Source organism: Microbacterium sp. BDGP8 (assembly GCF_029991045.1).
Classification (GTDB): domain Bacteria; phylum Actinomycetota; class Actinomycetes; order Actinomycetales; family Microbacteriaceae; genus Microbacterium; species Microbacterium plantarum.
In genome coordinates, this window is the sequence record NZ_CP120712.1 from 441,966 (window position 1) to 466,592 (window position 24,627).

Sequence of the window (24,627 nt, forward strand, 5' to 3'; positions counted from 1 at the left end):
CTCAGAGCTCGTCCCGGTGCTCGTCCATCCAGCTCTCGATCTTCTCGAGCCCGTCGACGAAGCGGATCGAAGGGTTGAGCTCGGCGCCATGCAGCGCGATGTAGCGCTTGTTGCGCACGGCATCGATCGTGCGCGTTACGGGATCCGACTCGAGGAACGCGATCTTGTCGTCGAGCCGGTCGCCGGGGAAGCGATCGCGTTGCAGATCGCCGAGGACGAGCACCTGCGGATCGCGGTCGACGAGGTCCTCCCAGGTGGTCGCGGGCCAGTCGTCGTCGGCATCGGCGTACACGTTGGTGAACCCGGTGGTCGCCGCGAGCAGCGCAGCCGAACCGAGCCCGCCGGCGACGTACGGGGTCTTGGTGTCGGCGAACCAGAAGGCGACGGTGGCGCCCGAGGCGTCGAGGCCCTCTGTCGCGGCCGCAGCGCGCGAGCGCAGATCGTCGACGAGCTCCTCGGCCCGATCGGAGACGTCGAAGATCTGACCCAGCTCGGTGATCTCCTGATAGAGCGCGTCGACGGTGAGCGGGGTGGTGCGGGTGCCACCGCCGTTGATGCTGACGCCGTTGTCGCAGTCGGTCGGCGAGAGGTAGCTGCCGATCCCGGTCTCGTCGAACCGGTCGCGCGTCGCGACGCCGCCCTGCGTGAAGTGTCGTCCGAACGAGGCAGTGACGAAGTCGGGGTCGGCGCCGAGCGTGACCTCGTAGGTGGGGGCGTTGTCGGCCAGGCGGGGCACGTTCTGGTTCGCCTCGGCGAGCGAGGGAAGGATCGGGTCGGTCCACGACGCCGTGCCCACGATGCGGTCCTCCAGCCCGAGCGAGAGCAGGATCTCGGTGGAGTTCTGGTCCAGCGAGACGATGCGCTGGGGCGCCGCGTCGACGGTGATGGAGCGGCCGCAGTTCTCGATCGTCAGGGGGTAGGACGTCTCTCCGTTGCCGGCCGGGGCGGCCGCGCCGGCCGGGACGACCTCCGATGCGCCGCAGCCCGCGAGAGCGAGAGCGGCCAGCGGAACGATGGCGAGACTGGCGAGGAGACGATGACGCACCGCAGAAGGATAGCCTCGCCTAACCAGCATCCGCGAATCGCCGTGTTGGCGGATCCGACCCCCGACCGCGATGATGCGAGCATGCCCGCACCGATCGAGCGCTACGCCCTCCTCAGCAACTGCCGCAGTGCGGCGCTCGTGTCCGACCGGGGCGACCTCGACTGGCTGTGCCTTCCCCGCTATGACTCCGGCTCCATCTTCGGCGCCCTGCTCGGCGACAGCTCGCACGGATGCTGGAGCCTGCGGCCACGCGACCCGGACGCGACCGCGACGCGGCGCTACGACGGCGACACGTTCGTGCTCGTGACCCGGTGGGAGTGTGCCGCCGGTGTCGCCGAGGTGCACGAGTTCATGCCGGTCCTCGACGGGGTCGATGCGGTCGTCCGGCGCGTCGTCGGTGTCGCGGGCGAAGTCGACTTCGTGAGCGAGGTGCGGCTGCGCTTCGACTATGCGCGGGCGGTGCCCTGGGTGCGGCAGATCGGTGCGGCCGACACGTCGGATGCCCGCCCGATGGGCGTCCTGCTCGCGGTGGCCGGGCCGGATGCCGTCACGCTGCGCGGGCCGCGGCTCGTCGCCCGGGACACGATGCACCGGGGCGAGTTCCGTGTCGAGGCGGGGCGCACCGTCGACTCGGTGCTCCGCTGGGAGGCCTCGTACCGCGACATCCCGCAGCCCTTCGACGTCGACGGCGCCCTCGAGCGCACGCGCGGGTGGTGGACGACCTGGGCGCGGCGCATCCGCGACGGCGGGCGGTGGGGCGACCGGGTGCTGCGTTCCATGCTCGTGCTGCGGGCGCTCACCCACGCCGAGACGGGCGGCATCGTCGCCGCCGCGACGACCTCTCTGCCGGAGGATTTCGGTGGTTCGCGCAACTGGGACTACCGGTACGTATGGCTGCGTGACGCTGCCCTGACTCTCGAGGCCTACATCTCGCACGGCTATCTCGAGGCGGCCGCGCGCTGGCGCGACTGGCTGCTGCGGGCGGTTGCGGGCGATCCCGCCGACGTGCAGATCATGTACGGCATCGCGGGCGAGCGCGACCTGCCCGAGCGCGAGCTGGAGAGCCTGCCCGGCTACGCGGGGTCCGCGCCGGTGCGCGTCGGCAACGGCGCGGTCGACCAGTATCAGGCCGACGTCATCGGCGAGGTGATGGTCGCCCTCGAGGCCGCCCGGCTCGCCGGCGTCACCGAGACCTCGTTCTCGTGGGCGTTGCAGCGGGCACTGCTCGATCAGGTCGTCGCCTGGCTCGACCGGCCCGATCACGGTATCTGGGAGATCCGGGGTGAACCGCAGATGTTCACCCACTCGCGGGCGATGATCTGGGCCGCCCTCGATCGGGGCGTCCGCGCCGTCGAGGAGCACGGGTTGAGCGGCGATCCCGATCGCTGGCGGGCCCTGCGCGACCGCGTCCGCGCCGAGATCGACGAGCAGGGCGTGGATGCCGCGGGCGGGCACTTCACGCAGCACTTCCGCACCGACGAGGTCGACGCGTCGCTGCTGCTGCTTCCGGCCGTCGGGTTCTGCGCTCCCGACGATCCGCGCATGCTCGCGACCGTCGCGCGCATCGAGAGCACGCTGCTGCGCGACGGCCTGGTGATGCGCTACCGCACCGAGGCCGGCGTCGACGGTCTCGCCGGCACCGAGCATCCCTTCCTCGCCTGCTCGTTCTGGCTCGTCGAGCAGTACGCGGCGACCGGACGCATCGACGACGCCACCCGGCTCATGGACCGCTTGTGCGGACTCGCCAACGACGTCGGGCTCCTGTCGGAGGAGTACGACGTCACCGACGGGCGCCAGGCGGGAAACACGCCGCAGGCGCTGTCGCACCTCGCGCTGGTGGGCGCAGCCGATGCGCTGGCGGGGCACGGCGGGCGCGCGGCGCACCGGCGCTGAGCCGGCCGGCGGTACGCCACAGCGGCCACCTCGGCGTTCATCGGGCAGATATGCGCGGGGCCTATGATGCCCGGGTGACGTCTCTTCCGGCATCCCCCCGCCGCCCGACGCGCCGCCAGCGACTGGCGGCATTCGGCCGAACCCGTCGGGGTCTCGTCACCGGTTTCGTGGCCTTCCACGCGGCCTACATCCTCGCCCTCCTGCCGCTGATCATCGCGGGCGGCACGGAGGGCGACCTCCCGCTGTACCGGCAGTGGGCGCAGGATGCCGTGCAGGGAACCTGGCCCATCATCGACTTCGAGTGGGTGTACCCGGCGGGCGCGCTGCTGCCGATCGTCGCGCCGATCGCGCTGGGCCCCTACCTGTACCAGCTCGTCTGGCTGCTCATGCTCGCCGGCGCCAACTGGCTCGCGCTCGCCGCGATCGCCGGCGCGCGGCTGCAACGTCGCTCGGCCTATCCGGCCGCTTGGTACTGGCTGCTCAGCATCCTGCTCCTCGCCCCCGTGTCGATGCTGCGCCTGGAAGGGTTCGCTGCTCCGCTCGCCATCGCGGGACTCGTCTGGGTCTCGCGGCGCCCCGTCGTCGCCGGAGCGCTCATCGCGCTCGCCACCTGGATCAAGGTGTGGCCGGCCGCCATCGCGGCTGCGGTGGTCGCGGTGTGCCGGAGCCGCTGGTGGGTCGCCGTGGGCGGTGGCGTGGCGAGCGTCGTCATCATGATCGCGGTGGTTCTCGCCGGGGGCGCATCGAACCTCTTCAGCTTCCTCACGATCCAAGGGACTCGTGCCCCGCAGCTCGAAGCGCCCGTCGCGACGCCGTGGGTGTGGGCGACGATCTGGGAGCTGCCCGGAGCGCGCATCCAGCAGAATTACGAGCTCGCCACCCGCGAGGTGATCGGGCACGGGGCGATGGCTGCCGGCGAGGTCGTCGGCTGGCTCATGATCGCCGCGTTCGCCGCGATCGCGTTGCTGCTCGTGCGAGCCCGGATGACCTGGGTCGCCGGCGCCCAGCGCGTCGAGCGCGCGGAGGGTCGCCTCATGGTGCTGGGCGCCTTCGCCCTCACCGCCGCGCTGATCGTCTTCAACAAGGTCGGCTCTCCGCAGTACATGCTGTGGCTCGCCCCGATCGTCGTCGTGGGGCTGCTCATCGACCCCGAGCGGTGGCGGACGCCCGCGAAGTGGATGGCGGTGACGAGCTTCCTGACGACGCTCGTCTTCCCGATCTTCTACATGCCGCTCGTGCACGCCGACCCGTTCGCGGCGAGCCTGCTTCTCGCCCGGAACGTGCTCCTGGTCGCACTGTTCATCTGGAGCATCCAGGCGCTCTGGCGCATCGCGATGCCGCGCGCGGTGCGGCCCCTCTCGATGCCCGTGCCGCGCCCCTCGCTCTCGCCCGTCTCCGACCCGGCCTGAGCTCGCGGCTGGTCAGGCCCAGCCGTTGCGGTGGGCCAGGACGACGGCGGCCACGCGGTCGCGTGCGCCGAGCTTGATGAGGATGTTCGACACGTGCGTCTTCACCGTGGCGTCGCCGATGAAGAGCTCTCGCGCGATCTCGGCGTTGCTGAGCGCCCGCGCGAGGAGGCGCAGCACCTCCGCCTCCCGCTCGGTGAGGCCGTGATCGGCGGGAGTCGACGCCTGCGGCGCGGCGGGTGCTTCGGTGGTCGCGGAGGTCGCGTCGGGTGGGCCGCCCGCGAAGCGCTCGATGACCCGTCGGGTGACCTCCGGAGCGAGGAGGGCGTCACCGGCGGCAGCCACCCGCACGGCGGCGGCGAGCTCCTCGGGTCCCGCGTTCTTCAGCAGGAAGCCGCTGGCTCCGGCCTGCAACGCCTGGAACAGGTAGTCGTCGCGGTCGAAGGTCGTCACGACGACGACCGCGCTGGAATTGCGAGGGTCGGCGACGATGCGGCGGGTCGCCTCGAGTCCGTCGAGGACGGGCATCTGGACATCCATGAAGACGACGTCCGGCTGCAGGCGTGCGACCGTCTCGACGGCCTCCGCGCCGTCGCCGGCCTCGCCCACGACGGCGATGTCGCCGCTCGCCTCGAGGATCATGCGGAAACCGGCCCGCATGACGGCATGGTCGTCGACGAGCACCACCGACGTGGGCGTGGTGGGCGAGGGCGTGGTGGTCGTGCTCACGCGGGAACCCCCTCGGCGCTCGGCTGGGACGACCGCGCGCTCGCGGGAACACGGGCCCGGACGAGGAAGCCGCCGCGAGGACGGGGTGCCGCCTCGAGCCAGCCGCCCGATGCCGCCGCGCGCTCCCGCATGCCCACGAGGCCGAGGCCCGGCGTCGCCCCGAAGCGCACGCGGCCGTCATTGGCGATCTCGAGCTCGATCTCGTCGCCGTCGAAGCGCAGCCGCACGTCGGCGCGCGCGTCGGGCCCGCCATGGCGGCGCGCGTTCGTGAGCGCCTCCTGGGCGATGCGGTAGAGGTTCACCTGAGCGACCTCGGACGCCGTGACCGGTTCGCCCACGACGGTGAAGGTGGTCGGCATCCCGTTCTCCTCCGAGTACCGGACCAGCTCGGCGATCGCCTCGAGCCGCAGCGTCGAATCGTGCGGTGCTGCGGCATCCGGGGTCCGCAGCGTCTCGAGCAGCTGGCGGAGCTCCGTCAGCGACGCCCGTGCCGATTCCTCGACCACGGTGAGCGCGCGTCGCGCCGCCTCGGGATCGCGATCGAGCACCGTGCGCGCGGCGCCGGCCTGCACGCCCATCGCCGAAACGTGGTGCGCCACGACGTCATGGAGCTCCCGTGCGATGCGGACGCGGTCGAGCGCCACCGCCTGCGCCGCGGTGATCTCGCGCTCGTGCTCGAGCTCACGCGTGCGCTGTTCGAGCTCCTCGCGGCTGAGCGCGCCCGCGTAGGCGCGCTCGCCGAACGCGAAGGCGCCGGCGAAGAAGACGACGTTGAAGAGGAACTGCAGCATCATCATCGCCGCGACGGGGGAGAACAGCGAGAACTCCGCGGCGCTGTCGCTGCCCTGTTCGCTGGCCGCCTGGAACATCGCCGCGAGCAGCCAGAAGAACATGCCGATGATGACCACGACGCGGACGATGAGGGCCCGCCGCCGATCGACGACCCACGCGCCGACCGAGTACATCGCGATGAAGAGGGCGATGCTGCCGACGTACATCTCGGGGATGTGCACCGACATGCCGACGAAGTAGACGACAGCGACGACGATCAGCGCGACCTCGGGGATGCGGCGACGCAGCGCGAGCGGTGCCGTCAGCGCCACGCTGTAGAGCAGGCCCCAGCCGAGGTGCGGTGAGTCGTCGCCCCAGACCTGCGCGACACTGCCGAGCCAGGTGCTGAGGATCGCGCTCACGAGCAGCGCGGCGGCGAGCCACAGGTCGTTGCGCAGTTGCTCGGGGGTCGCGGCGAGACGCTCGTCGGGTACGGGGGAGGCCACGGACATGACCTCCACGCTACGGTGCGCGCAGGGGTGCGACATCCCCCGAGCGGGGGAGCCGGACGGCCGTCGCGACGATCAGAAGATCATCGGACGGTCGTCATCGTCGTCGCCGTCGAGGTCGAGGTCGACGACGACGGGGACGTGATCGCTCGGCGCTTCGCCCTTGCGCTGATCGCGGTGGATGGCGGCGTCGGTGACGGCATCGGCGAACGCGGACGAGCCGAGGATGAAGTCGATGCGCAGGCCCTCGTTGCGGGGGAACCGCAGCTGCTTGTAGTCCCAGTAGGTGAAGCCGGTCGGCACCAGCGGGCGCACGGTGTCGGAGAGGCCGGCGTCGAGCAGCGCCTGGAACGCGGCGCGCTCGGGCGCCGAGACGTGGGTCGTCACGCCCTCGACGAGGGTCGGGTCGCCGACATCCTCGGGGGTGGGGCAGATGTTGAAGTCGCCGGTGAGCGCCAGGGGGAGGCCGGGGGATGCGGCCAGGGTGTCGCGCGTGTACTGCTCGAGCGCCTGCAACCAGTGGAGCTTGTAGACGTAGTGCGGGTCATCGAGCGACCGGCCGTTCGGGACGTAGAGGCTCCAGACGCGGACGCCGCCGACGGTCGCGGCGATGGCCCGCGCCTCCTGCGGCGCGTCGGGGCCCTCGTGGCCCTTGAGGAATCCCGGCATCCCGGGAAACCCGATCTGCACGTCGGTCATCGGCTCGCGGCTGGCGATCGCGACGCCGTTCCACTGGTTCAGGCCGTGGAGCTCGACGTGGTAGCCGGCCGCCTCGAACTGCTCCATCGGGAACTGCTCGGGCTTGCACTTGATCTCCTGCATCGCCAGGACGTCGATGTCTTCGTTCACCGCGAAGCCGACGATCCGGTCGACGCGAGCGCGGATCGAGTTCACGTTCCAGGTGGCAAGACGCATGCCCCCAGCCTATTCGGCGGCTCGGACCTCGCCCGCTGCGCGGCATCCGGATACCGTCGGGGGATGGCCACGACATTGCTGCTCATCGCCGATACGCATGTCCCCGGGCGGGCGCGGGCCCTGCCGGATGCCGTGCTCGCCGCGGCCGACGCGGCCGACCTCATCGTGCACGCGGGGGACTGGGTCGCGGCATCCGTCCTCGACGAGCTCGAGCGGCACGGCGAGGTGCTGGGGGTGTGGGGCAACAACGACGGAGCCGACCTGCGGTCGCGACTGCCCGAGGTGGCGCGTCGAACGATCGAGGGGGTGCGGTTCGCCGTCGTGCACGAGACCGGCGCCGCGGCGGGGCGCGAGCGACGGATGGACGCCGTCTACCCCGATGACGACGTGCTCGTCTTCGGCCACAGCCACATCCCGTGGGACACGACGACCCCGCGCGGACTCCGGCTGCTCAACCCGGGCTCGCCCACCGACCGGCGTCGCCAGCCTCACAAGACGTTCCTCACGCTCACGGTCGACGCGGGCGAGCTGCGCGATGTCGACCTCGTCGTGGTCTGAGCGACGGCGTCGGGCCGGGGCGACCCGCTCGTAGAATCGGGGTCATGACCGTCGCAGGCACGCCCGAGCTCGAAGCCGACCGCCAGGATCTCATCCGGCTGATCCAGGACGAGGCGGTGTTCCACGGCGACTTCACCCTCTCGAGCGGCAAGAAGGCGACGTACTACGTCGACATGCGTCGGCTGACGCTCGACCACCGCGCCGCGCCGGCGATCGGCCGCATCATGCTCGACCTCATCTCGGACGTCGACGGCGTCGTCGCGGTCGGCGGCCTCACCCTCGGCGCCGACCCGATCGCGAACGCCGTCATGCACGAGTCGGTGCGCGCGGGCCGCCCCCTCGATGCGTTCGTCGTGCGCAAGGAGCCCAAGGACCACGGCCGCGGTCGGCAGGTCGAGGGCGCGGATGTCGCAGGCAAGCGCGTCGTCGTCGTCGAGGACACCTCGACCACCGGCCAGTCCGCACTCAAGGCCGTCGAGGCGCTGCGGCGCGAGGGCGCTGAGCCCGTCGCGGTGGCCGTCATCGTCGACCGCAAGACCGGCGCCCAGGCAGCGGTCGAGGAGGCCGGGCTGCAGTGGCTCGCCGCGATCGACCTCGACGACCTGGGCCTCGCCCCGCAGTAAGGCGCTTCACCTGGCAGCATCCGCCGCTTCGGGCTGCGTGAGGGGGCATGAGCTGCCAGGTGAACCGCAGCCGCCGAGGAATAGCGCGCGGGGCCTGGGCGGTTGTGGTTCAGTATGAGCCTGTACGAGCCCGCCGTCTTCGGTGCCCTGAACCTGTCGAACCGCGTCGTCATGGCGCCGCTCACGCGCACCCGCGCGGGCGAGGACGGTGTTCCCACCGACGTCATGGTCGAGTACTACCGCCAGCGCGCGGGGCAGGGCCTCATCATCACCGAGGGCACGTGGCCTGTCGTGGAGGGCAAGTCGTACCCCGGGCAGCCCGGCATCCAGACCGAGGAACAGATCGCGGGCTGGCGACGCATCGCCGACGCCGTCCATGAGGCCGGCGGCACCATCGTCATGCAGCTGATGCACGGCGGACGCGTGTCGCACCCCGACATCACCGGTGCCGACCGAGTCGTGGGCCCGAGCGCGCTGGCTGCGCCCGGGCAGACCCGCACCCCGAAGGGCAAGGCCGACATGCCGATCGCGCACGCGCTGACCGCGGCGGAGGTGCCCGAGGTCGTCGAGCAGTTCGCGCAGGCCGCGCGCAACGCGCTCGCGGCGGGGCTCGACGGTGTCGAGGTCCACGGCGCGAACGGATACCTCGTGCACGAGTTCCTCTCGCCCGTCTCCAACGTGCGCGACGACGAGTACGGCGGATCGCCCGCGAACCGCGCGCGCTTCGCGGTCGAGGTCACCCGGGCCGTAGCCGCTGCCGTGGGCGCCGACCGCACCGGCATCCGGCTCTCGCCGCAGCACAACATCCAGGGTGTGCTCGAGCACGACGACGCCGACGCCCGCGCGACCTACACGGCTGTCGCCGAGGGGCTCGCCCCCCTCGGGCTCGCGTTCGTCGATGTGCTCAGCGCCGACCCGACGGGCGAGCTCGTGCAGCACACCCGTCGCACGGCCGCCGCCCCCTTCATCCTCAACTCGGGCTTCGGATCTCCGACGACCCGCGAGGAGGCCGAGACCCTCGTGATCGCCGACTGGACGGATGCCGTCGCCGTCGGTCGCCCCGTGATCGCCAACCCCGATCTGGCGGCCCGGTGGGAGCAGCGGGCGGAGCTCAACGAGGCGCGCCCCGAGCTCTTCTACGGCTCGACCGCCGAGGGCTACATCGACTACCCGTTCCTCGACGAGGTGCCCGCCGGCGCGGTCTGAACGACACCGGACCCGAACCCGAGCGTCGCATCCATCGCCTCGTCGAAGCGGCGACGCGCGTCCTCGATGCGCGGCATATGCTCCTGCGCCCACGCGAGGATGACGTCGACGGGCGGGCGCAGGGTCTTGCCGAGCGCTGTGACCCGGTACTCCACGGCGACCGGCCGGGTGCTGAGTACGACGCGTTCCACGATGCCGTTGCGCTCGAGCCGCCGCAGAGTCGCGGTCAGCGACTTCTGCGTGACGGCGGGGATCGCGCGCCTGAGGGTGCTGAACCGGGCGGGCGCGTCGCACAGCTCGTTCAGCACCGCGAGCGACCACCTGTCGAGTACCTGGTCGAGCAGGTCGCGATGCGGGGCCGCGATCTCGAATCGGTCTGCGTCGGCGGGGGTGGTATCGGTCACGCTACCCAGTCTCGTTGAAGTGACTTCCGAGCACCAGGTATCCATGAGATACCAATAACGATGCAAGGAGCTTCACCATGACCGTTCACCTGTCGTCGCCCGACTCGCTGATGCAGGCCGTTCCGTACCACCACGTCGCCGTTGCCACCGGCGCGCGCCAGGTCCACGTCGCCGGCCAGATCGCCCGAACCGCCGACGGCAGGTCGGTGGCTCCCGGCGATCTCACCGGTCAGGTCGCGCACGCCCTCCGCAACACCCACGCCGCGCTGGAGAGCGCCGGCGCGGGGTTCGCCGATGTGGTCCGCTTGGCCTTCTACGTCACGGGGTGGGCGCCCGACCGCATCGCCGACTTCATGGCGGGCGTCCACGATGTGGCCGCGGAGATCGGGCTGCCCACACCGATGCCGCCGGCCTCGCTCATCGGGGTGGACTACCTCTTCGAGCCCGACGTCCTCGTCGAGGTGGAGGCGACCGCGGTCCTCGATTGACTCCCGGCGGCCGATCCGGGCTCAGCTCTGGAAGACGGGCAGCTGCGACGCGAGGCCGAGCAGCAGGCCGAAGAACATGAGCAGGATGATGCCGCGACGGGTCGACCCGCGATTCGTGCCGTCGGTGCCGATCTGCTGGTTGCGCACGAAGATGATCAGCGCGATCAGCAGGATCGCGAGACCGGTGAGCGCGAGGACGATCGACATCAGTCGTCGTCCCCGTCGCGGCGCCGCCGGACGAACTGCACGATGACGACCACGAGGGTCGTCGTGAGCATGAGCGCGACGCTGATCAGCAGGAGGTTCTGCTCGAACTCGTTCACAGGATGCCCGGATCCTCGGTCTCGTACGGCTCCGTCTCGAGCAGATCGGCGACGGAGTCGAGGATCTCGTCGGGGCGGAACGGGTACCGCTCGATCTCGGCGTCGTCCGAGATGCCGGTGCGCACGAGCACGGTGTGCAGACCCGCTTCGATGCCCGCCACGACGTCGGTGTCCATGCGGTCGCCGATCATGCCGGTGTTCTCGGAGTGCGCTCCGATGCGGTTCATCGCCGAACGGAACATCATGGGGTTCGGCTTGCCGACGACGTACGGGCTCTTCCCGGTCGCGTGCGAGATGAGGGCCGCGAACGAACCGGTCGCCGGAACGACGCCCTCCGGGGTGGGGCCCGTGGCATCCGGGTTGGTGATGATGAACCGCGCGCCGGCGTTGATGAACCGGATCGCCTTCGTGATGGCGTCGAAGGAGTAGTTGCGCGTCTCGCCCACCACGACGTAGTCGGGGTCGGTCTCGGTCATGATGTAGCCGGCCTCGTGGAGGGCGGTGGTGAGGCCCGCCTCGCCGATCACGAACGCCGAGCCGCCCGGATGCTGCGAACGCAGGAAGTCCGCCGTCGCGAGCGCCGACGTCCAGATACGGTCCTCCGGCACCTCCAGCCCCGACCGCGCGAGACGCGCGCTGAGGTCTCGGGGCGTGAAGAAGGGGTTGTTGGTCAGCACGAGGAACGGCGTGCCCGTCTCGCGCCACTGCGCGAGCAGTTCCGCCGCCCCCGGGATGGGGTGGTTCTCGTGGACGAGAACGCCGTCCATGTCCGTGAGCCAGCACTCGATATCGGCGCGTGTCCGCATGGCCCCAGCCTAGCTGTGGCGATCCGGCCGTAGTCTTCACTCGTGGCCCACGACGACTGGAATCCCCGCAAGCTGCCCGACCTGTCGGGCAAGCGGTATCTCGTCACGGGCTCCAACGCGGGACTCGGGTATTTCGCCAGTCTGCAGCTCGCTTCGGCCGGGGCCCACGTCATCATGACCGGCCGCAGCCCGCAGCGGCTCGCGACGGCGCGCGCCTCGGTCGTGCGAGCCCTGCCCGACGGGGTGGGATCGGTCGAGACGCTGCTGCTCGATACGAGCAACCTGGGCTCCGTGCGGGCAGCGGCGGCGACCGCTCGCGGCCGAAAGCCCCTCCACGGCCTGCTCCTGAACGCCGGGGTGGTGCATCCGCCGCGTCAGCGCCGCACGACCCCCGACGGTCACGAGCTGGTGTTCGCCACCAACGTCCTCGGCCACTACGCGCTCGCGGGGGAGCTGCTCATCGCGCTCGCCGCCGGCCGCGGCCGCATGGTCTGGGTCGGCTCGGTGTCGACATCGATCTGGAAGTACGACCCGACCGACATCGAGCTCGAGAGCGACTACTCGCCCTGGCGCGCATACGTGCAGTCGAAGGTCGCCACGACCTCACTCGGCCTCGAGGCCGACGAGCGCCTGCGGGCGGCGAGCGTGCCGGTCTCGAGCCTGGTCGCCCACCCCGGCTATTCCACGAGCGGGCGCACCCGCGGCATCGCCGGCATCAACGAGCCGTCCCGGATGACGCGTTTCACCGACAACCTGCAGGTCGCCGTGACGCAGTCCAAGGAACGGGGGGCGTGGGCGCTCGTGCGCGCTCTCGTCGACCCGGATGCCGCGGGCGGCGAGTATTACGGGCCGGCCGGTGTGCTCCGGGGCGAGCCGCGCGTCGCGACGCCCGCGGCGATCACGCGCGATCCGGACATCGCCGCGCGCCTGTGGTCGTACTGCGAGCACACGACGCGCACGCCGTGGCCGTATCTGAAGGCGAGCCGGACGCGCGCGAAGAGCTGATCGCGCTCAGGCGGTGACCCAGATGGCCGCGGCGGCACCGGGTGGCAGCACGACGGAACCGCCGCCGTCGAGCCGCACGCTGTCGCGTCCGCTGACCGTCAGGGTGTGGCCCACGTCGACGCCGTGGCCCTCGAGCGTGCGCAACAGGGCGGGATCACGGTCGCTCACGCGAAGGATGCGGCCCTCGTGGCCGATCGCCGCTTCGGCGAGCAGCACGAACGGTTCGCGATGGACCTCGCCGTCGGCGTCCGGGATCGCGTCGCCGTGCGGATCGAACCGGGGATCGCCGAGCCGTTCGGCGATGCCCGAGAGCAGCCGGTCGCTGATGGTGTGCTCGAGCACCTCGGCCTCGTCGTGGACCTCGTCCCAGGCGTAGCCGAACTCGCGGACGAGCCAGGTCTCGATGAGGCGGTGACGCCGGATGATGGATGCCGCACGCCGCCGGCCGGCTTCGGTCAGGGCCACCGGTCCGTACGGGCGATGCGACACGAGGTCCTGAGCGGCGAGCTTGCGGACCATCTCCGTGACCGTCGACGGCGCGAGCCCGAGCGTCGCCGCGAGCTGCGAGGGGGTGATCGGCGCCGGCTGCCACTCGGTGTGGTGGTAGATCGTCTTCAGGTAGTCGTCGACGGCGGGGGAGGGCACACTCCAGATTATCCGCGGCGGCGGGATAGCCTGTCCCGGTGACCCGCCCCGACCCCGCCGACGCGAGCGGCGACCGCGACGGCGTCGACGCGGAACCGCAGCTGCCGGTCGGCGTGGGGCCGTGGCCGGGCGGTCCGGACGTGTGGCCTGACGACCCCCGGTACGACCCGCAGCTGCTGGCCGACGGTGACCGCCGGAACGTCGTCGACCACTACCGCTATTGGCGGCTCGAGGCAATCGTGGCCGACCTCGACGAGCACCGGCATCCCTTCCACGTCGCGATCGAGAACTGGCAGCACGACATGAACATCGGCTCGATCGTGCGCAGCGCGAACGCCTTCGGCGCGGCGGAGGTCCACATCGTGGGACGGCGGCGGTGGAACCGCCGGGGCGCGATGGTGACCGATCGCTACCAGCACGTCCGCCACCACGAGGATGTGGCCTCCTTCGCGGCGTGGGCACGTGAGAATGACCTCCCGATCGTCGCGGTCGACAACGTCCCGGGGTCGGTTCCGGTGGACCGCGCCGACCTGCCCGAGCGGGCCGTCCTGATGTTCGGTCAGGAGGGGCCGGGGCTGTCGCCCGAGGCCGTGGCTGCGGCATCCGTCGTCGTCGAGATCACGCAGTACGGCTCGACGCGTTCCATCAACGCATCGGCCGCGGGCGCCGTGGTCATGTACGAGTGGTGCCGTCGCTGGGCTCGATGAGGACCGACCGGCGAGAGGTCACCGCTCCGGGTGGCGGTCCGGGGTGACGGCGTAGACGAACAGACCCGTCGCCGACGCGCTGAGTTCGACCGTCGCGTCGGCCGGGACATCCCGGATGCCGTGCGGCTCGGCGTTGCCGTCGACGGCGGCGCACGGCACCTTTCCGCTCTCGATGGTCGTGCCGTCGGCTGTGACGGTGTAGGCCAGCTCGCTTCCCGATCCGGTGACGCAGGCGATCGTCACGACGGCGGGCGCTTCGCCGGCGGTGACGGAGATGATCGGCTCTCTGCCGGGCTCGAGAACACCGGCCTCGCGCTGGGTCCAGGACGCCCCGCCGAGCCCGTTCTCGGGGATGACGGTGTCAGCCCACTGCCGGGCGTCGTCGGCGGTGGGGCGGGGCAGCGTCCGGGGGTCGTCGGAGCGCGTCGGGATCTCGACCGGCGCTGTCTCCTGCGCGCAGCCGGAGGCGAGCATCCCGACCACGAGCACGGCGGCACCGGCGGCGGCGGCAGAGGTGAGCTTCGGCATGCCGCCACGCTAAGCGCGGAATCTGAGGTTCGCACGTGAATGGGGTTTCGACCCGATCACAGTTCGGCTTCGCGTCTCCGGGGTTCAGACGGCGATGCGCAGCCACGCGCCGCGCCGCACGCGCCACCCCAGCGTGACCAGCCGGGCGATCATGTAGACGCCGAAGAACGCCACCGCGAGCCAGGCGAGGCCTGCCGCGCCGCCCGGATGCAGCGCTCCGATCACCAGGAGAGCGGGGATGAAGGGGATGAGGTTCAGGCCTCCGGCGATCGCGAGATAGCGCGCGTCGCCGGCGCCCATCAGCACCCCGTCGAGGACGAAGACGATGCCGCAGACGGGCTGCGCGATCGCGAGGACGAGGAGCGCCGGCTGGATCAGGGCGGCCACGGCCGGGTCGCCGGTGAACAGCAACCCGATGACCCCCGACGTCGCGGCGATGACGCCCCCGACGAGTACGCCGAACCAGGCGCCCCAGGCGACGGTGCGACCGAGGACGCGCTGGACGAAGGCCTCGTCGCCGGCACCCAGGCCACGCCCGATGAGCGCCTGCGCGGCGATCGCGAGCGCGTCGAGCGCGAAGGCCGCGGTGGAGAAGATCGTGAAGGCGACCTGCCAGCCGGCGAGTTCGCTCGTGCCCAGGCCGGTCGCGACGGCGACGGTCGCGAGCAGCGCCGCGCGCAGCGAGACCGTCCGGAGGAACAGCCAGCCGCCGAGACGCGCCGACCCGCGCATGCCGTCGGCGCGGGGCCGGAGCGACGCCGAGTGCCGGCGAGCGAGGCGGCCGATCACGACCACGTAGGCTCCGACCATGCCCCACTGGGCGATCACGGTGCCCATCGCCGACCCGGCGATGCCCCAGCCGAACCCGTAGATGAAGAGGACGTTCAGCACCGCGTTGGCGCCGAAGCCGAGGCCGGCGATCCACAGCGGGGTGACGGTGTCCTGCATGCCGCGCAGCAGCCCGGTCGCGGCGAAGACGATGAGCATCGCCGGAAGACCCCACATCGACAGGCGGAGGTAGGTCTCGGCATCCGTCGCGACGGCCTCGCCGGCTCCGAACATGCCGACCAGCAGCGGCGTGGCGAGCGAGCCCGCGGCCGCGAGCACGGCGCCGAGGCCGAGCGCGAGCCACAGCCCGTCGATCCCCGCGCTGACGGCGCTGGTCGAATCGCCCGCTCCGAAGCGACGGGCCACCGCCGGGGTCGTGGCGTAGGCGAGGAACACCATCAGCCCCACGATCGTCTGCAGCACGGCGCCGGCGATGCCGAGCGCCGCGAGCGGCACGACGCCGAGGTGGCCGATGAGCGCGGCGTCGACGATGAGGAACATCGGCTCGGCGATGAGGGCGCCGAGGGCGGGAACGGCCAGCCGCAGGATCTCGCGGTTGAGCGTGGGCGCCATGACTCGAGCCTAGAGGCGTGACGCCGGCGGACCCGCCTTTGCACGACCGCCGGGTCGCTGTCGAGCGCGCGGAACGCCACCGCAACGACGGTTACCGTTGATCATCGACCGAGGGAGAGGACGCCGGATGCGGCTGCTCGAACGCCTGGCGATTGCGCGCCTGCACGCTCGGCTGCCGACGTGGGTGCGCGTCGTCGTGGCCGCAGCGGCCGTCGTGCTCGGCGTCGTCATCGTCATCCGTCCGACGACGGCTCTCGACGTCCTCGCCTGGTTGATCGGCGGCGGAATGGCGCTGACAGGCCTCCTCGAGCTCACCGGGCGCGAGGGCGAGGCGCACCGCCCGCGCTGGCGCACGGCAACGGGGGTCGCCTGGCTTCTCGGCGGCGCGATCGTCCTCCTCGCGCCGGGACTGACGGTGCGTGTCGTCGCGGTCGTCGTCGGCATCCTTCTCCTCGGTGGCGGCATCCTCGGCGTCATCGCAGCCTTCGGGCGTGGCCGCACCTGGGACGCGCGCATCGCCGACGCCGCTTTCGGCGCGTCGGGCGTCATCTTCGGCGCGCTCGCACTGTTCTGGCCCGACATCACCCTGCTCGTGACCGCCGTCGTCTTCGGCGCCCGGCTGATCATGAGCGGCGTCGTCGACCTCTGGACGCGGCTCCGCCGCCGTCGCGACGACCGCGTGGCCGAACGCGTGGGGCCGGACGGCAGGCCTCGCCGGCGCTGGGGACGGACGGTGGTCGCCATCGCCTCCGTCGCGCTGGCCGTGACCACGACGATCGTGACAGCGCCGTTGCGCGACGGCTCGACCGTCGTCGACGACTTCTATGCGGCGCCGCGTGACCTGCCCGACGAGCCCGGACGTCTCGTGCGGGCGGAGCCGTTCGACGCCGGCATCCCGGCCAGCGCGGAAGGGTGGCGGATCCTCTACACGACGACCGGCGTCGACGGAGATGTCCGCGTCGCGAGCGCCATCGTCGCGGTGCCGCGCGAGGGCGACGGGCAATGGCCGGTGATCGACTGGAACCACGGGACCACCGGGTTCGCGCAGCACTGCGCCCCGTCGCTGCAGCCGCGCGGACTGTGGGCGGGCGCCTTCTACATGCTGCCGCGAGCCATCAAAGAGGGCTGGGCCGTCGTCGGCACCGACTACATCGGACTCGGCACCGAGGGGCCGCATCCCTATCTCGTCGGGCTGCCGAGCGCCCACGCCTCGCTCGACGCCGTTCGGGCTGCGCGCGAGCTCGAGGAGGCCGACCTCGGCGCCCGCACCGTCGTGTGGGGGCATTCGCAGGGCGGTGCGGCGGCGCTGTGGACGGGCGCGGTCGCCCGTGAGTACGCTCCCGAGGTCTGGGTGCAGGGCGTCGCCGCCCTCGCGCCGGCGAGCGACCCCGCAGCTCTCGTGCAGGGCATCTCGAGTGTCACCGGCGGCAGCATCTTCGCGTCCTACGCCTTCGCCTCGTTCTCGTCGATCTATCCCGAGATCGAGTACCGCGACTATGTGCGTCCCGGCGCGGAGACCGTGCTGCGGCAGATGTCGGAGCGGTGCCTGTCCGACCCGACGATCGTGCTCTCCGTCGCCGCGGCTCTCGGGATGAGCCGCGACCCGGCGCTGTTCTCGCGGTCGCCGGCATCCGGAGTGCTCGGGCGGCACCTGCGCGAGAACACGGCGCCGCTACGCTCCACCGCGCCCGTGCTGCTGGCGCACGGCGGGGCCGACAGCGTCATCCCGGTGCAGACCCAGGCCGCATTCGTCGACCGCATGTGCGCGGCCGGTCAGGACGTCGACTTCCGCACGTACGCGGGGTTCGAGCATGCGGGGGTCGTCGAGCGACCGTCGCCCCTCATCGACGAGCTGTTCGACTGGACGAGGGATCGTTTCGCCGGCATCCCGGTTGCCGAGGGGTGTACCACCACGGAACGCTGAATGGTCTCAGAAGTTCGTGTCGTCCGGTCGGCCTAGCATGGGTGCCATGACCGACCCCGTCCTTCCCTCCGGCATCGACATCGCCGAGCTGAGTCCCGAGATCCGACCGCAGGACGACCTGTTCCGGCACGTCAACGGCAGCTGGCTCGAGCGCACCGAGATCCCCGACGACAAGGCCCGCTGGGGATCGTTCCACGTCATCGCCGAGCAGGCCGAGAGCGACGTCCGCGCCATCATCGACGAGGCGACGACCGCCGAGCCGGGCACGGTGCAGCGGAAGATCGGCGACCTGTTCACGAGCTTCATGGACACGGCTCGCATCGACGAGCTCGGTGCCGAGCCGCTCCGACCGCAGCTGGCGCGCGTCGACGCGGTCGACTCGATCCCGGCGCTGCTGCGCACCGTCGGCGAGCTCGAGCGCGAGGGCATCGGCGGCATGATCGGTACCTTCATCGAGCCCGACCCGGGCAATCCCGAGCGCTACGTCGTGTTCTTCGTGCAGGGCGGGCTGTCGCTCCCCGACGAGAGCTACTACCGCCTCGACGGCTTCGCCGCGACGCGCACGGCCTTCCGCGGATACGCCGAGCGCATGCTCGAGCTCGCCGGGGTCGCAGACGCCGCGGAGCAGGCCGAGCGCATCGCACGGCTCGAGACGGAGCTCGCCGCGCACCACTGGGACAACGTGCGAAACCGCGACGCCGTCGCGACCTACAACCTGCACACGTGGGACGAGGTGACGACCCTCGCCGGCGTCGACCTCGACCCGTGGCTGGACGGGCTCGCGCCGCGGCACCGTGACGGTTTCGCCGAGATCAACGTCAATCAGCCGAGCTTCCTCTCCGGGCTCGGCACGCTCCTGACCGACGAGCACCTCGAGGACTGGAAGGCCTGGCTGCGCTTGCAGGTCGTTCGCGCCTCGGCGCCGTTCCTGCCCGACGCTTTCGTCGCCGAGAACTTCGACTTCTACGGCACCCAGCTCACCGGCGTGCCCGTCAACCGCGAGCGCTGGAAGCGCGGCGTGAGCATCGTGCAGGCGGCGCTCGGCGAGGCTGTCGGCGAGATCTACGTCGAGCGGCATTTCCCGCCGCAGGCCAAAGTCGAGATGGATGCCCTCGTCGACAACCTCATCGAGGCGTACCGGCAGTCGATCACGGGGCTCGAGTGGATGACGCCGGCCACCCGCGAGCGCGCTCTCGAGAAGCTCGCTGCCTTCACCCCGAAGATCGGCTACCCCGACCGCTGGAAGGACTATTCCGCGCTCGAGATCGACCCCACCGACCTCCTGGGCAACGTGCTGCGTTCCACCGAGTGGGAGTACGAGCGTCAGCTGGCGAAGCTCGGTCAGCCGATCGACCGCGACGAGTGGCACATGACGCCGCAGACGGTCAACGCGTACTACAACCCGCTGATGAACGAGATCGTGTTCCCCGCGGCGATCCTGCAGCTGCCCTTCTTCTCGTCCGAGCGCGATGCCGCGGCGAACTACGGCGGCATCGGGGCGGTCATCGGTCACGAGATCGGGCACGGGTTCGACGACCAGGGCAGCGCCTACGACGGCACCGGCGCGCTCAACGACTGGTGGACCGACGCTGATCGTGCTGCCTTCGAGGAGCGCACGGGCGCCCTGATCGAGCAGTACAACGCCCTCGTGCCGCGGGGCCTCGGCGACGAGCACACCGTGAACGGGGCGCTGACCATCGGGGAGAACATCGGCGACCTCGGTGGCCTCGGCATCGCCCTCAAGGCCTACCGGCTCCACCTCGCCGCGACGATGTCGCCGGAGGAGCTGGCCGAAGCGCCCGACGGTCCCGTGATCGACGGCTTCACGGGTGTGCAGCGGCTGCTCCTGAGCTGGGGTCAGATCTGGCAGCAGAAGGGCCGCGACGCCGAGACCATTCGACTGCTCACGATCGACCCTCACGCTCCGAACGAGTTCCGTTGCAACCAGATCGTCCGTAACATCGATGCGTTCTACGACGCATTCGGCGTCACCGAGGGAGACGAGCTGTGGCTCGCCCCAGATCGCCGCGTCACGATCTGGTGATCACCCGAACCGAATCGCTCAGACTGACTCCGACGGAGACGAGAACATGACGGTGGATGGATCCGAGTCCTCCTCCGGGACCGCCCGCTCGCGCGCGGAGCGACGGGGCGCCGCGCGTCCGCGACGTCGCTCGAGCGTGCCGCGCCGGGGGTTCGCGTCGACCGAGAAGGCGCTCGACACGCTGGCGGCTTCAGGAGCACGGGTGTCCGTGCGGGTCAGCGACCTCGACCGCGGCACACCGGTGCTCGCGGGCGACGACTTCGTCACGCTGCCCGTCGCGGGGATGGGGATCGTCCCGCTGCTGATCGAGGTGGCCACGCGGTTCGACGCCGGGACCCTCGACCCGCTCGAGATCGTCGATCGTTCGACAGTGGGCGACGTCGCCGTCGCGGGACTCTGGCGACACCTCGTGGCACCGGCCCTCCCGCTCGGCGACCTCGCCGTGCTCGCGGCTTCGACGGGCGACGCCCTCGCGGCCAACGCCCTGCTCGAGCGGGTCGGTCTCGATGCGGTGCGCGCCCGGATCGGGAGCCTGGGGATGCCGCGCACGGCGCTGCTCGACCGGTTCCGTGACACCCGTGGGCCCGACGATGCCCCGCACTACGCGCTCGGCACGGCACGCGAGCTCGCCGCGATGTTCGCGGCCCTCGTCAACACCGACGTCGTCTCGCCCGGCGTCAGCGCCCAGGTGTCGGAGTGGCTGAGCCTGAACCACGACCTGTCGCTCGTCGGCTCGGTGACGGGACTCGACCCCTTCGCGCACGACGACGACAAGCACGAGCTGCTGTTCGTGAACAAGACCGGCCGCGCCGACGGCATCCGCGCCGAGGCCGGCGTGCTCGCCGGCCCCCGTGCCGGGGTGTCGTACGCGCTCCTGGTCGGGTTCGACGACCTGTCGATGAGCGACCGCCTGCGCGCTCATGAGGCGTTCCGCGCGTTCGGGCTCGATCTCATGGAGTACGTCTTCTGATCCGATCCCGCTGTTCGCTTGACTCTCACACCGTGTCAGGCTGTCGAGTGGGATCACCATGTTGAGTATCGGAGAGTTCGCCCGGCTGGCCGGCGTGTCGGTGCGGATGCTGCGCCATTACGACCAACTCGGTCTGCTGCATCCGCATCGCGTCGATCCGGCCTCGGGCTACCGCTCATACTCCGCGTCGCAGCTCGATCGAGCCAACCGGCTGATCGCGCTGAAGGACCTCGGCTTCACCCTCGAACAGGTCGGCCGGCTGCTCGACCACGGTATGTCGTCGGCATCGGTGGCCGCGCTCCTGCGGGAGCGGAGGGCTGAGCTGAGCGGTCAGATCACCGCGGACGTACAGCGGCTGCACGAGGTCGAGGCGAGGCTCCGATCGATCGAGAAGGAGATACCCGTGTCCACATTCATCGAGACCGCACTGCCCGAGCTGACTCTGACTCAGCTGTCGGTCCGCATCGACGAGATGGCGCAGATCGAAGACGAGATCAGCGTCATGTTCCAACGCGTGAACGACAGCATCGATGCCGCCGGTGCGCGACGGCTGGGCCCCGGCGTCGCGGTCTACATGACAACAGGCGACGGCATGATCGCCGCCGCGGCTGAGCAGATCGGTGACGCTCCGGTGCCCGACGGCCTCGAGCGGGCGGTCGTCTCGGCCGAACCGCGAGCGCTCACCCTTCGCTACGAGGCCGACGATCTCGCTGGCATCCAGAGCGCGTGGCAGGCGCTGGTCGCCGAGGCGGAGCGGCGCGGACTGCGATCCGACGGCGCGTGCCGCGAGATCTACCTGCAGACGCCCTGTGACGGCGACCGATGGGTCATCGACCTGCAGCAGCCCGTGTCCTGAGCGCCGGTGCGGGCAGCGCTAGCCTGGGGGAGTGAGTTTGCTGGATCCCCGAGAAGCCGCACGACGTGAACAGGCCAAGTATCGGGGGACCACCTCCGCCTGGGCCGCGAGCCTGATCTGGGGCATCCTGTCGGTCGCCGCTGCGGCGGTCGTCGGGTTCGCTATCGGCGGCATCTTCGAGCAGCTCCGGGTCGTGAACATCAACAGTGTGTTCGGCACGCGCGACACCGGCGTCCCCATGGCTGCGCGCGGGTGGGGCCTGCCCGTCGGCATCCTTCTGCTGATCGTCTGCATCGGCCAGTACGGCAAGTGGAACCACCGGTTCAGCGCCCGCGAGAAGGGCTACGCGGCGATCGGCCCGCTCACGATGATCCTGGCCGGGCTGGCGATCGGCACGTGGATCGCGACGACGATGTGGATCGAGCCCGACGCCGTCGGCGTCGCCGTCGACCCGACATTCGGCGGCAACGAGACCTGGGGTGTCGGCGAGTGGATCCTGTACGCCGGACAATGGTGGCTGCCCGGGCTCTTCACGCTCCTCGCCGTGCTGAGCTACATCGCGCGGGTGCGCTCCCTCGCGACGCGCCGCCGCAACAACGCGGTCATCTCGCGCCTCCTGGCCTCCGGCTCGCGCGTCGACGCGGAGATCGTCGAGGCACCCCTTCCCGCGCATGACGCGTCGCGGATGGCCGCGTCGCTGGTGGCGAAGTTCACCGACGCCGTGGGCACGGATCGTTGGGTCACGACCATGGTGCTCATCGCGCCGCGCGAGGTGCCGGCGATCGGTGACACGCGTCCGCTCGTATTCGATCCCGCCGATCCCGGCGACACGACGCGCATCTTCCTGTCGCCGACCGGCGCGACGGGCCCCGACGACTTCGAGCCGGTGCAGCCCGCGAGCTGAGACCCGGCCCGCGAGCTCGCGCGGCCCGCGGTCAGAAGACGATCGTGTGGTTGCCGTGTCGGATGACGCGGTCCTGCGCGTGCCACAGCACCGCCCGCGAGAGCACCTGACGCTCGACGTCGGCGCCGCGGCGGGCGAGCTCGGCCGCCGTCTCGGCGTGGGTGACCCGGATCGTGTCCTGCTCGATGATCGGCCCCTCATCGAGGTCGGTCGTGACGTAGTGGCTCGTCGCGCCGATGAGCTTGACGCCGCGTTCCTTGGCCTTCTTGTAGGGCTCGGCGCCGATGAAGGCGGGGAGGAACGAGTGGTGGATGTTGATGACGGGCACGCCGAGCTTCTCGAGGAAGTCCGACGACAGGATCTGCATGTAGCGGGCCAGGACGACGAAGTCGACGTTGCCGACGAGCAGCTTCAGGATCTCGGCCTCGGACGCCGACTTGTCGGGGCCGGGCGTCGACGGGACGTGGAAGAACGGGACGTTGAACGAGCGGACGTCCTCGGCCGAGGTGGTGTGGTTCGACACGACCATCGGTACCGTCACGGGCAGATCGCCGCGGCGGTGGCGCCACAGCAGGTCGAGCAGGCAGTGGTCCTGCTTCGACGACAGGATTGCCATGCGCTTAGGCACCGACTGGTCGGTCAGCGACCACTGCAGGTCGAACCCGGCGAGCGTCTCGCCGATCTCGGCTTCGATCGACGGGCGGTCGACGGCGAAGTTCGGGCGGTGGAAGACCACGCGGCAGAAGTAGGCGCCACCGGTCGGGTCGTCGGAGTACTGGTCGAACGCGACGATGTTGCCGCCCACGCGGGTGACCATCGCCGACAGGGCGGCGATGATGCCCGGCTGGTCCTGCCCGTGCACGATGAGGCAGGCGTGGGCGGGGTGGAGCGCAGTCGACGAATCGGTCATCCTTCGATTCTGCCCTGTCCCAGCCCCCGGTTCGGCACCCGGCTCAGTCGACGTCGAGGTAGTCCTCGATGACGAAGGCGGCCTCGCCGGCGTGCGTCGCCGGGAAGAGGTGCCCGCCACCCTCAAGGGTCACGAGGCTGACGAGGCCGGGAGCGGCGGCCTGCAGGCGCTCGCCGTTCGCGGGCGGCAGCACCTCGTCGTCGGCGCCCTGGATGAGCATGACCGGAACCGTCGGGGCGAGCGCGCGCCACTCCTCGGCCGACACGGATGCCGCGGCCGCCGCCTGCAGCGGCTCGAGGTCGGTGCGGGGCTCGTCGCCCTCGGCGCCGAGCAGCAGCACGCCGTCGACGCGGTCGGTGTGGTCGATCGAGACGGTGCGCGCGACGGCGCCGCCGAAGGCGTGACCGCCGACCCAGGCGTCGCCGAGTCCGACGTGGTCCATGACGTCGACGACATCCTGTGCCAGGTCGTGCAGCGTGACGCCCTCGGTCTGCGCCGTGCGGTAGCCGACCCGCAGGATGCGGAAGTCCTCCTCGGCCAGCACGTGGGCGAGCGTTCCGAGCGCCGCGACGTTGCTGTAGCCCGGGATCAGCACCAGGACCGGCTCGCTGCCGGCATCCTCGACGTAGGGGATGGCGCGGCCCTCGGGCTCGAAGATCTGCGGCTGTGTGTAGGTCATGGCTCCCTCTCGCGGTGTCCTGCGACCATTCACGCTAGCCGAATCAGCTGGGCGCCCGCGGTCGCGGGTGCATCGCGGCCCGACAGCCCGCGGGGGTGGCTCACCAGACGATGCCGCCGCCGAGCGAGATGCCGCCCCAGGTGAGCAGCACGAAGATGCCCGCGAAGACGACCGGAGCGATACCCGCGCCGCTGCGCGCGAGGCCCTTGAGCAGGGCGATCACCACCAGCACGGCGGCCACGAGCGAGAGACCGCCCCCGAGCACGAAGCCGATGAACAGCGGGATCGGCATGAGGATGAGCCCGAGGAGGCCGACCCAGAAGGCGGCCCAGGCGGTGGGGTTGGAACGACGCGCGACGGAAGAGGACATGTGTCCAT

At 71.0% G+C, this 24,627-nt stretch carries 26 protein-coding genes; 13 read left to right on the plus strand and 13 right to left on the minus strand.

The features are described from left to right. Position 1: 1 nt before the first annotated feature. Positions 2 to 1,045: an ABC transporter substrate-binding protein gene (locus tag P6897_RS02115; protein ID WP_282501958.1), complete on the minus strand. Its 1,044-nt coding sequence runs from the start codon at positions 1,043 to 1,045 to the stop codon at positions 2 to 4. A gap of 81 nt (positions 1,046 to 1,126) precedes the next feature. Between P6897_RS02115 and P6897_RS02120 the strand changes: the two genes are divergently transcribed. Further along, entirely contained in the window at positions 1,127 to 2,938 is a 1,812-nt protein-coding gene (locus P6897_RS02120; RefSeq protein WP_282501959.1) for a glycoside hydrolase family 15 protein, read from the plus strand. A gap of 74 nt (positions 2,939 to 3,012) precedes the next feature. Continuing rightward, positions 3,013 to 4,347 (plus strand): DUF2029 domain-containing protein, encoded by a 1,335-nt coding sequence (locus P6897_RS02125; RefSeq protein ID WP_240309798.1) that lies wholly within the window; start codon positions 3,013 to 3,015, stop codon positions 4,345 to 4,347. Between the two features lie 12 nt (positions 4,348 to 4,359). Here the strand turns inward: P6897_RS02125 and P6897_RS02130 are convergent, their stop codons facing one another. The 3 genes from P6897_RS02130 to P6897_RS02140 all read right to left on the minus strand — a co-directional run bounded on the left by P6897_RS02130 (position 4,360) and on the right by P6897_RS02140 (position 7,268). Then, positions 4,360 to 5,004: a response regulator transcription factor gene (locus P6897_RS02130; RefSeq protein ID WP_112616951.1), complete on the minus strand. Its 645-nt coding sequence runs from the start codon at positions 5,002 to 5,004 to the stop codon at positions 4,360 to 4,362. A 65-nt stretch (positions 5,005 to 5,069) separates the two neighbouring features. Continuing rightward, positions 5,070 to 6,356 carry a sensor histidine kinase gene (locus P6897_RS02135; RefSeq protein WP_282501960.1) on the minus strand — a complete coding sequence of 429 codons (1,287 nt, stop codon included), beginning with the start codon at positions 6,354 to 6,356 and terminating at the stop codon, positions 5,070 to 5,072. A gap of 72 nt (positions 6,357 to 6,428) precedes the next feature. Next, positions 6,429 to 7,268: an exodeoxyribonuclease III gene (locus P6897_RS02140; protein WP_282501962.1), complete on the minus strand. Its 840-nt coding sequence runs from the start codon at positions 7,266 to 7,268 to the stop codon at positions 6,429 to 6,431. Positions 7,269 to 7,331: 63 nt separating this feature from the next. Between P6897_RS02140 and P6897_RS02145 the strand changes: the two genes are divergently transcribed. The 3 genes from P6897_RS02145 to P6897_RS02155 all read left to right on the plus strand — a co-directional run bounded on the left by P6897_RS02145 (position 7,332) and on the right by P6897_RS02155 (position 9,655). Next, complete coding sequence (locus tag P6897_RS02145; protein ID WP_269267055.1) at positions 7,332 to 7,826, plus strand: metallophosphoesterase family protein; 495 nt, start codon at positions 7,332 to 7,334, stop codon at positions 7,824 to 7,826. A gap of 44 nt (positions 7,827 to 7,870) precedes the next feature. Then, positions 7,871 to 8,449, plus strand: a complete 579-nt coding sequence (pyrE, locus tag P6897_RS02150) for an orotate phosphoribosyltransferase (RefSeq protein ID WP_112616119.1) — start codon at positions 7,871 to 7,873, stop codon at positions 8,447 to 8,449. Between the two features lie 114 nt (positions 8,450 to 8,563). Continuing rightward, positions 8,564 to 9,655: an alkene reductase gene (locus tag P6897_RS02155; RefSeq protein ID WP_282501963.1), complete on the plus strand. Its 1,092-nt coding sequence runs from the start codon at positions 8,564 to 8,566 to the stop codon at positions 9,653 to 9,655. Here the strand turns inward: P6897_RS02155 and P6897_RS02160 are convergent. Then, complete coding sequence (locus tag P6897_RS02160; RefSeq protein WP_282501964.1) at positions 9,616 to 10,059, minus strand: helix-turn-helix domain-containing protein; 444 nt, start codon at positions 10,057 to 10,059, stop codon at positions 9,616 to 9,618. The two genes, P6897_RS02155 and P6897_RS02160, sit on opposite strands and share 40 nt — an antisense overlap. A 77-nt stretch (positions 10,060 to 10,136) precedes the next feature. Here P6897_RS02160 and P6897_RS02165 point away from each other — a divergent pair, with 77 nt between their 5' ends. Continuing rightward, a complete protein-coding gene (locus P6897_RS02165) occupies positions 10,137 to 10,547 on the plus strand; it encodes a RidA family protein (RefSeq protein ID WP_282501965.1) in 411 nt (136 codons plus the stop codon). Between the two features lie 21 nt (positions 10,548 to 10,568). On the opposite strand, the gene P6897_RS02170 is transcribed toward P6897_RS02165, so the two are convergent. Both P6897_RS02170 and P6897_RS02175 read right to left on the minus strand, forming a co-directional pair. Then, positions 10,569 to 10,754, minus strand: a complete 186-nt coding sequence (locus P6897_RS02170; protein ID WP_112616125.1) for a hypothetical protein — start codon at positions 10,752 to 10,754, stop codon at positions 10,569 to 10,571. 112 nt (positions 10,755 to 10,866) lie between these two features. Next, positions 10,867 to 11,676, minus strand: coding sequence for an HAD-IIA family hydrolase (locus tag P6897_RS02175; protein ID WP_112616127.1), 810 nt, complete (start codon positions 11,674 to 11,676; stop codon positions 10,867 to 10,869). A 42-nt stretch (positions 11,677 to 11,718) separates the two neighbouring features. Here P6897_RS02175 and P6897_RS02180 point away from each other — a divergent pair, with 42 nt between their 5' ends. Then, positions 11,719 to 12,681, plus strand: a complete 963-nt coding sequence (locus tag P6897_RS02180; protein WP_112616129.1) for an SDR family NAD(P)-dependent oxidoreductase — start codon at positions 11,719 to 11,721, stop codon at positions 12,679 to 12,681. 6 nt (positions 12,682 to 12,687) lie between these two features. Here P6897_RS02180 and P6897_RS02185 read toward each other — a convergent pair whose 3' ends face one another. Further along, entirely contained in the window at positions 12,688 to 13,326 is a 639-nt protein-coding gene (locus P6897_RS02185) for a metal-dependent transcriptional regulator (RefSeq protein WP_114589053.1), read from the minus strand. Between the two features lie 101 nt (positions 13,327 to 13,427). Here P6897_RS02185 and P6897_RS02190 point away from each other — a divergent pair, with 101 nt between their 5' ends. Continuing rightward, positions 13,428 to 14,033 carry an RNA methyltransferase gene (locus P6897_RS02190; protein WP_282502631.1) on the plus strand — a complete coding sequence of 202 codons (606 nt, stop codon included), beginning with the start codon at positions 13,428 to 13,430 and terminating at the stop codon, positions 14,031 to 14,033. Between the two features lie 18 nt (positions 14,034 to 14,051). Here P6897_RS02190 and P6897_RS02195 read toward each other — a convergent pair whose 3' ends face one another. Continuing rightward, a complete protein-coding gene (locus tag P6897_RS02195; RefSeq protein WP_114589054.1) occupies positions 14,052 to 14,561 on the minus strand; it encodes a hypothetical protein in 510 nt (169 codons plus the stop codon). 84 nt (positions 14,562 to 14,645) lie between these two features. Beyond that, entirely contained in the window at positions 14,646 to 15,962 is a 1,317-nt protein-coding gene (locus P6897_RS02200; protein WP_282501966.1) for an MATE family efflux transporter, read from the minus strand. 127 nt (positions 15,963 to 16,089) lie between these two features. On the opposite strand from P6897_RS02200, the gene P6897_RS02205 reads away from it, so the two are divergent. Genes P6897_RS02205 through P6897_RS02225 form a run of 5 tightly spaced genes read left to right on the plus strand, consistent with a single transcriptional unit; the run spans position 16,090 to position 22,660 of the window. Beyond that, on the plus strand, positions 16,090 to 17,886 hold the full coding sequence (locus tag P6897_RS02205; protein ID WP_112616139.1) for an alpha/beta fold hydrolase: 1,797 nt from the start codon (positions 16,090 to 16,092) through the stop codon (positions 17,884 to 17,886). Between the two features lie 46 nt (positions 17,887 to 17,932). Then, complete coding sequence (locus tag P6897_RS02210) at positions 17,933 to 19,930, plus strand: M13-type metalloendopeptidase (RefSeq protein WP_282501967.1); 1,998 nt, start codon at positions 17,933 to 17,935, stop codon at positions 19,928 to 19,930. Between the two features lie 46 nt (positions 19,931 to 19,976). Beyond that, a complete protein-coding gene (locus tag P6897_RS02215) occupies positions 19,977 to 20,900 on the plus strand; it encodes a serine hydrolase (RefSeq protein ID WP_112616143.1) in 924 nt (307 codons plus the stop codon). Positions 20,901 to 20,958: 58 nt separating this feature from the next. Further along, on the plus strand, positions 20,959 to 21,756 hold the full coding sequence (locus P6897_RS02220) for a MerR family transcriptional regulator (protein ID WP_282501968.1): 798 nt from the start codon (positions 20,959 to 20,961) through the stop codon (positions 21,754 to 21,756). A 31-nt stretch (positions 21,757 to 21,787) separates the two neighbouring features. Continuing rightward, a complete protein-coding gene (locus tag P6897_RS02225) occupies positions 21,788 to 22,660 on the plus strand; it encodes a hypothetical protein (RefSeq protein WP_282501969.1) in 873 nt (290 codons plus the stop codon). A gap of 31 nt (positions 22,661 to 22,691) precedes the next feature. On the opposite strand, the gene purU is transcribed toward P6897_RS02225, so the two are convergent. The 3 genes from purU to P6897_RS02240 all read right to left on the minus strand — a co-directional run bounded on the left by purU (position 22,692) and on the right by P6897_RS02240 (position 24,619). Next, positions 22,692 to 23,570, minus strand: a complete 879-nt coding sequence (purU, locus tag P6897_RS02230; RefSeq protein ID WP_114589060.1) for a formyltetrahydrofolate deformylase — start codon at positions 23,568 to 23,570, stop codon at positions 22,692 to 22,694. A gap of 43 nt (positions 23,571 to 23,613) precedes the next feature. Further along, positions 23,614 to 24,249: an alpha/beta hydrolase gene (locus P6897_RS02235; RefSeq protein ID WP_282501970.1), complete on the minus strand. Its 636-nt coding sequence runs from the start codon at positions 24,247 to 24,249 to the stop codon at positions 23,614 to 23,616. 100 nt (positions 24,250 to 24,349) lie between these two features. Next, complete coding sequence (locus tag P6897_RS02240) at positions 24,350 to 24,619, minus strand: hypothetical protein (protein WP_112616153.1); 270 nt, start codon at positions 24,617 to 24,619, stop codon at positions 24,350 to 24,352. Positions 24,620 to 24,627 lie beyond the last annotated feature (8 nt).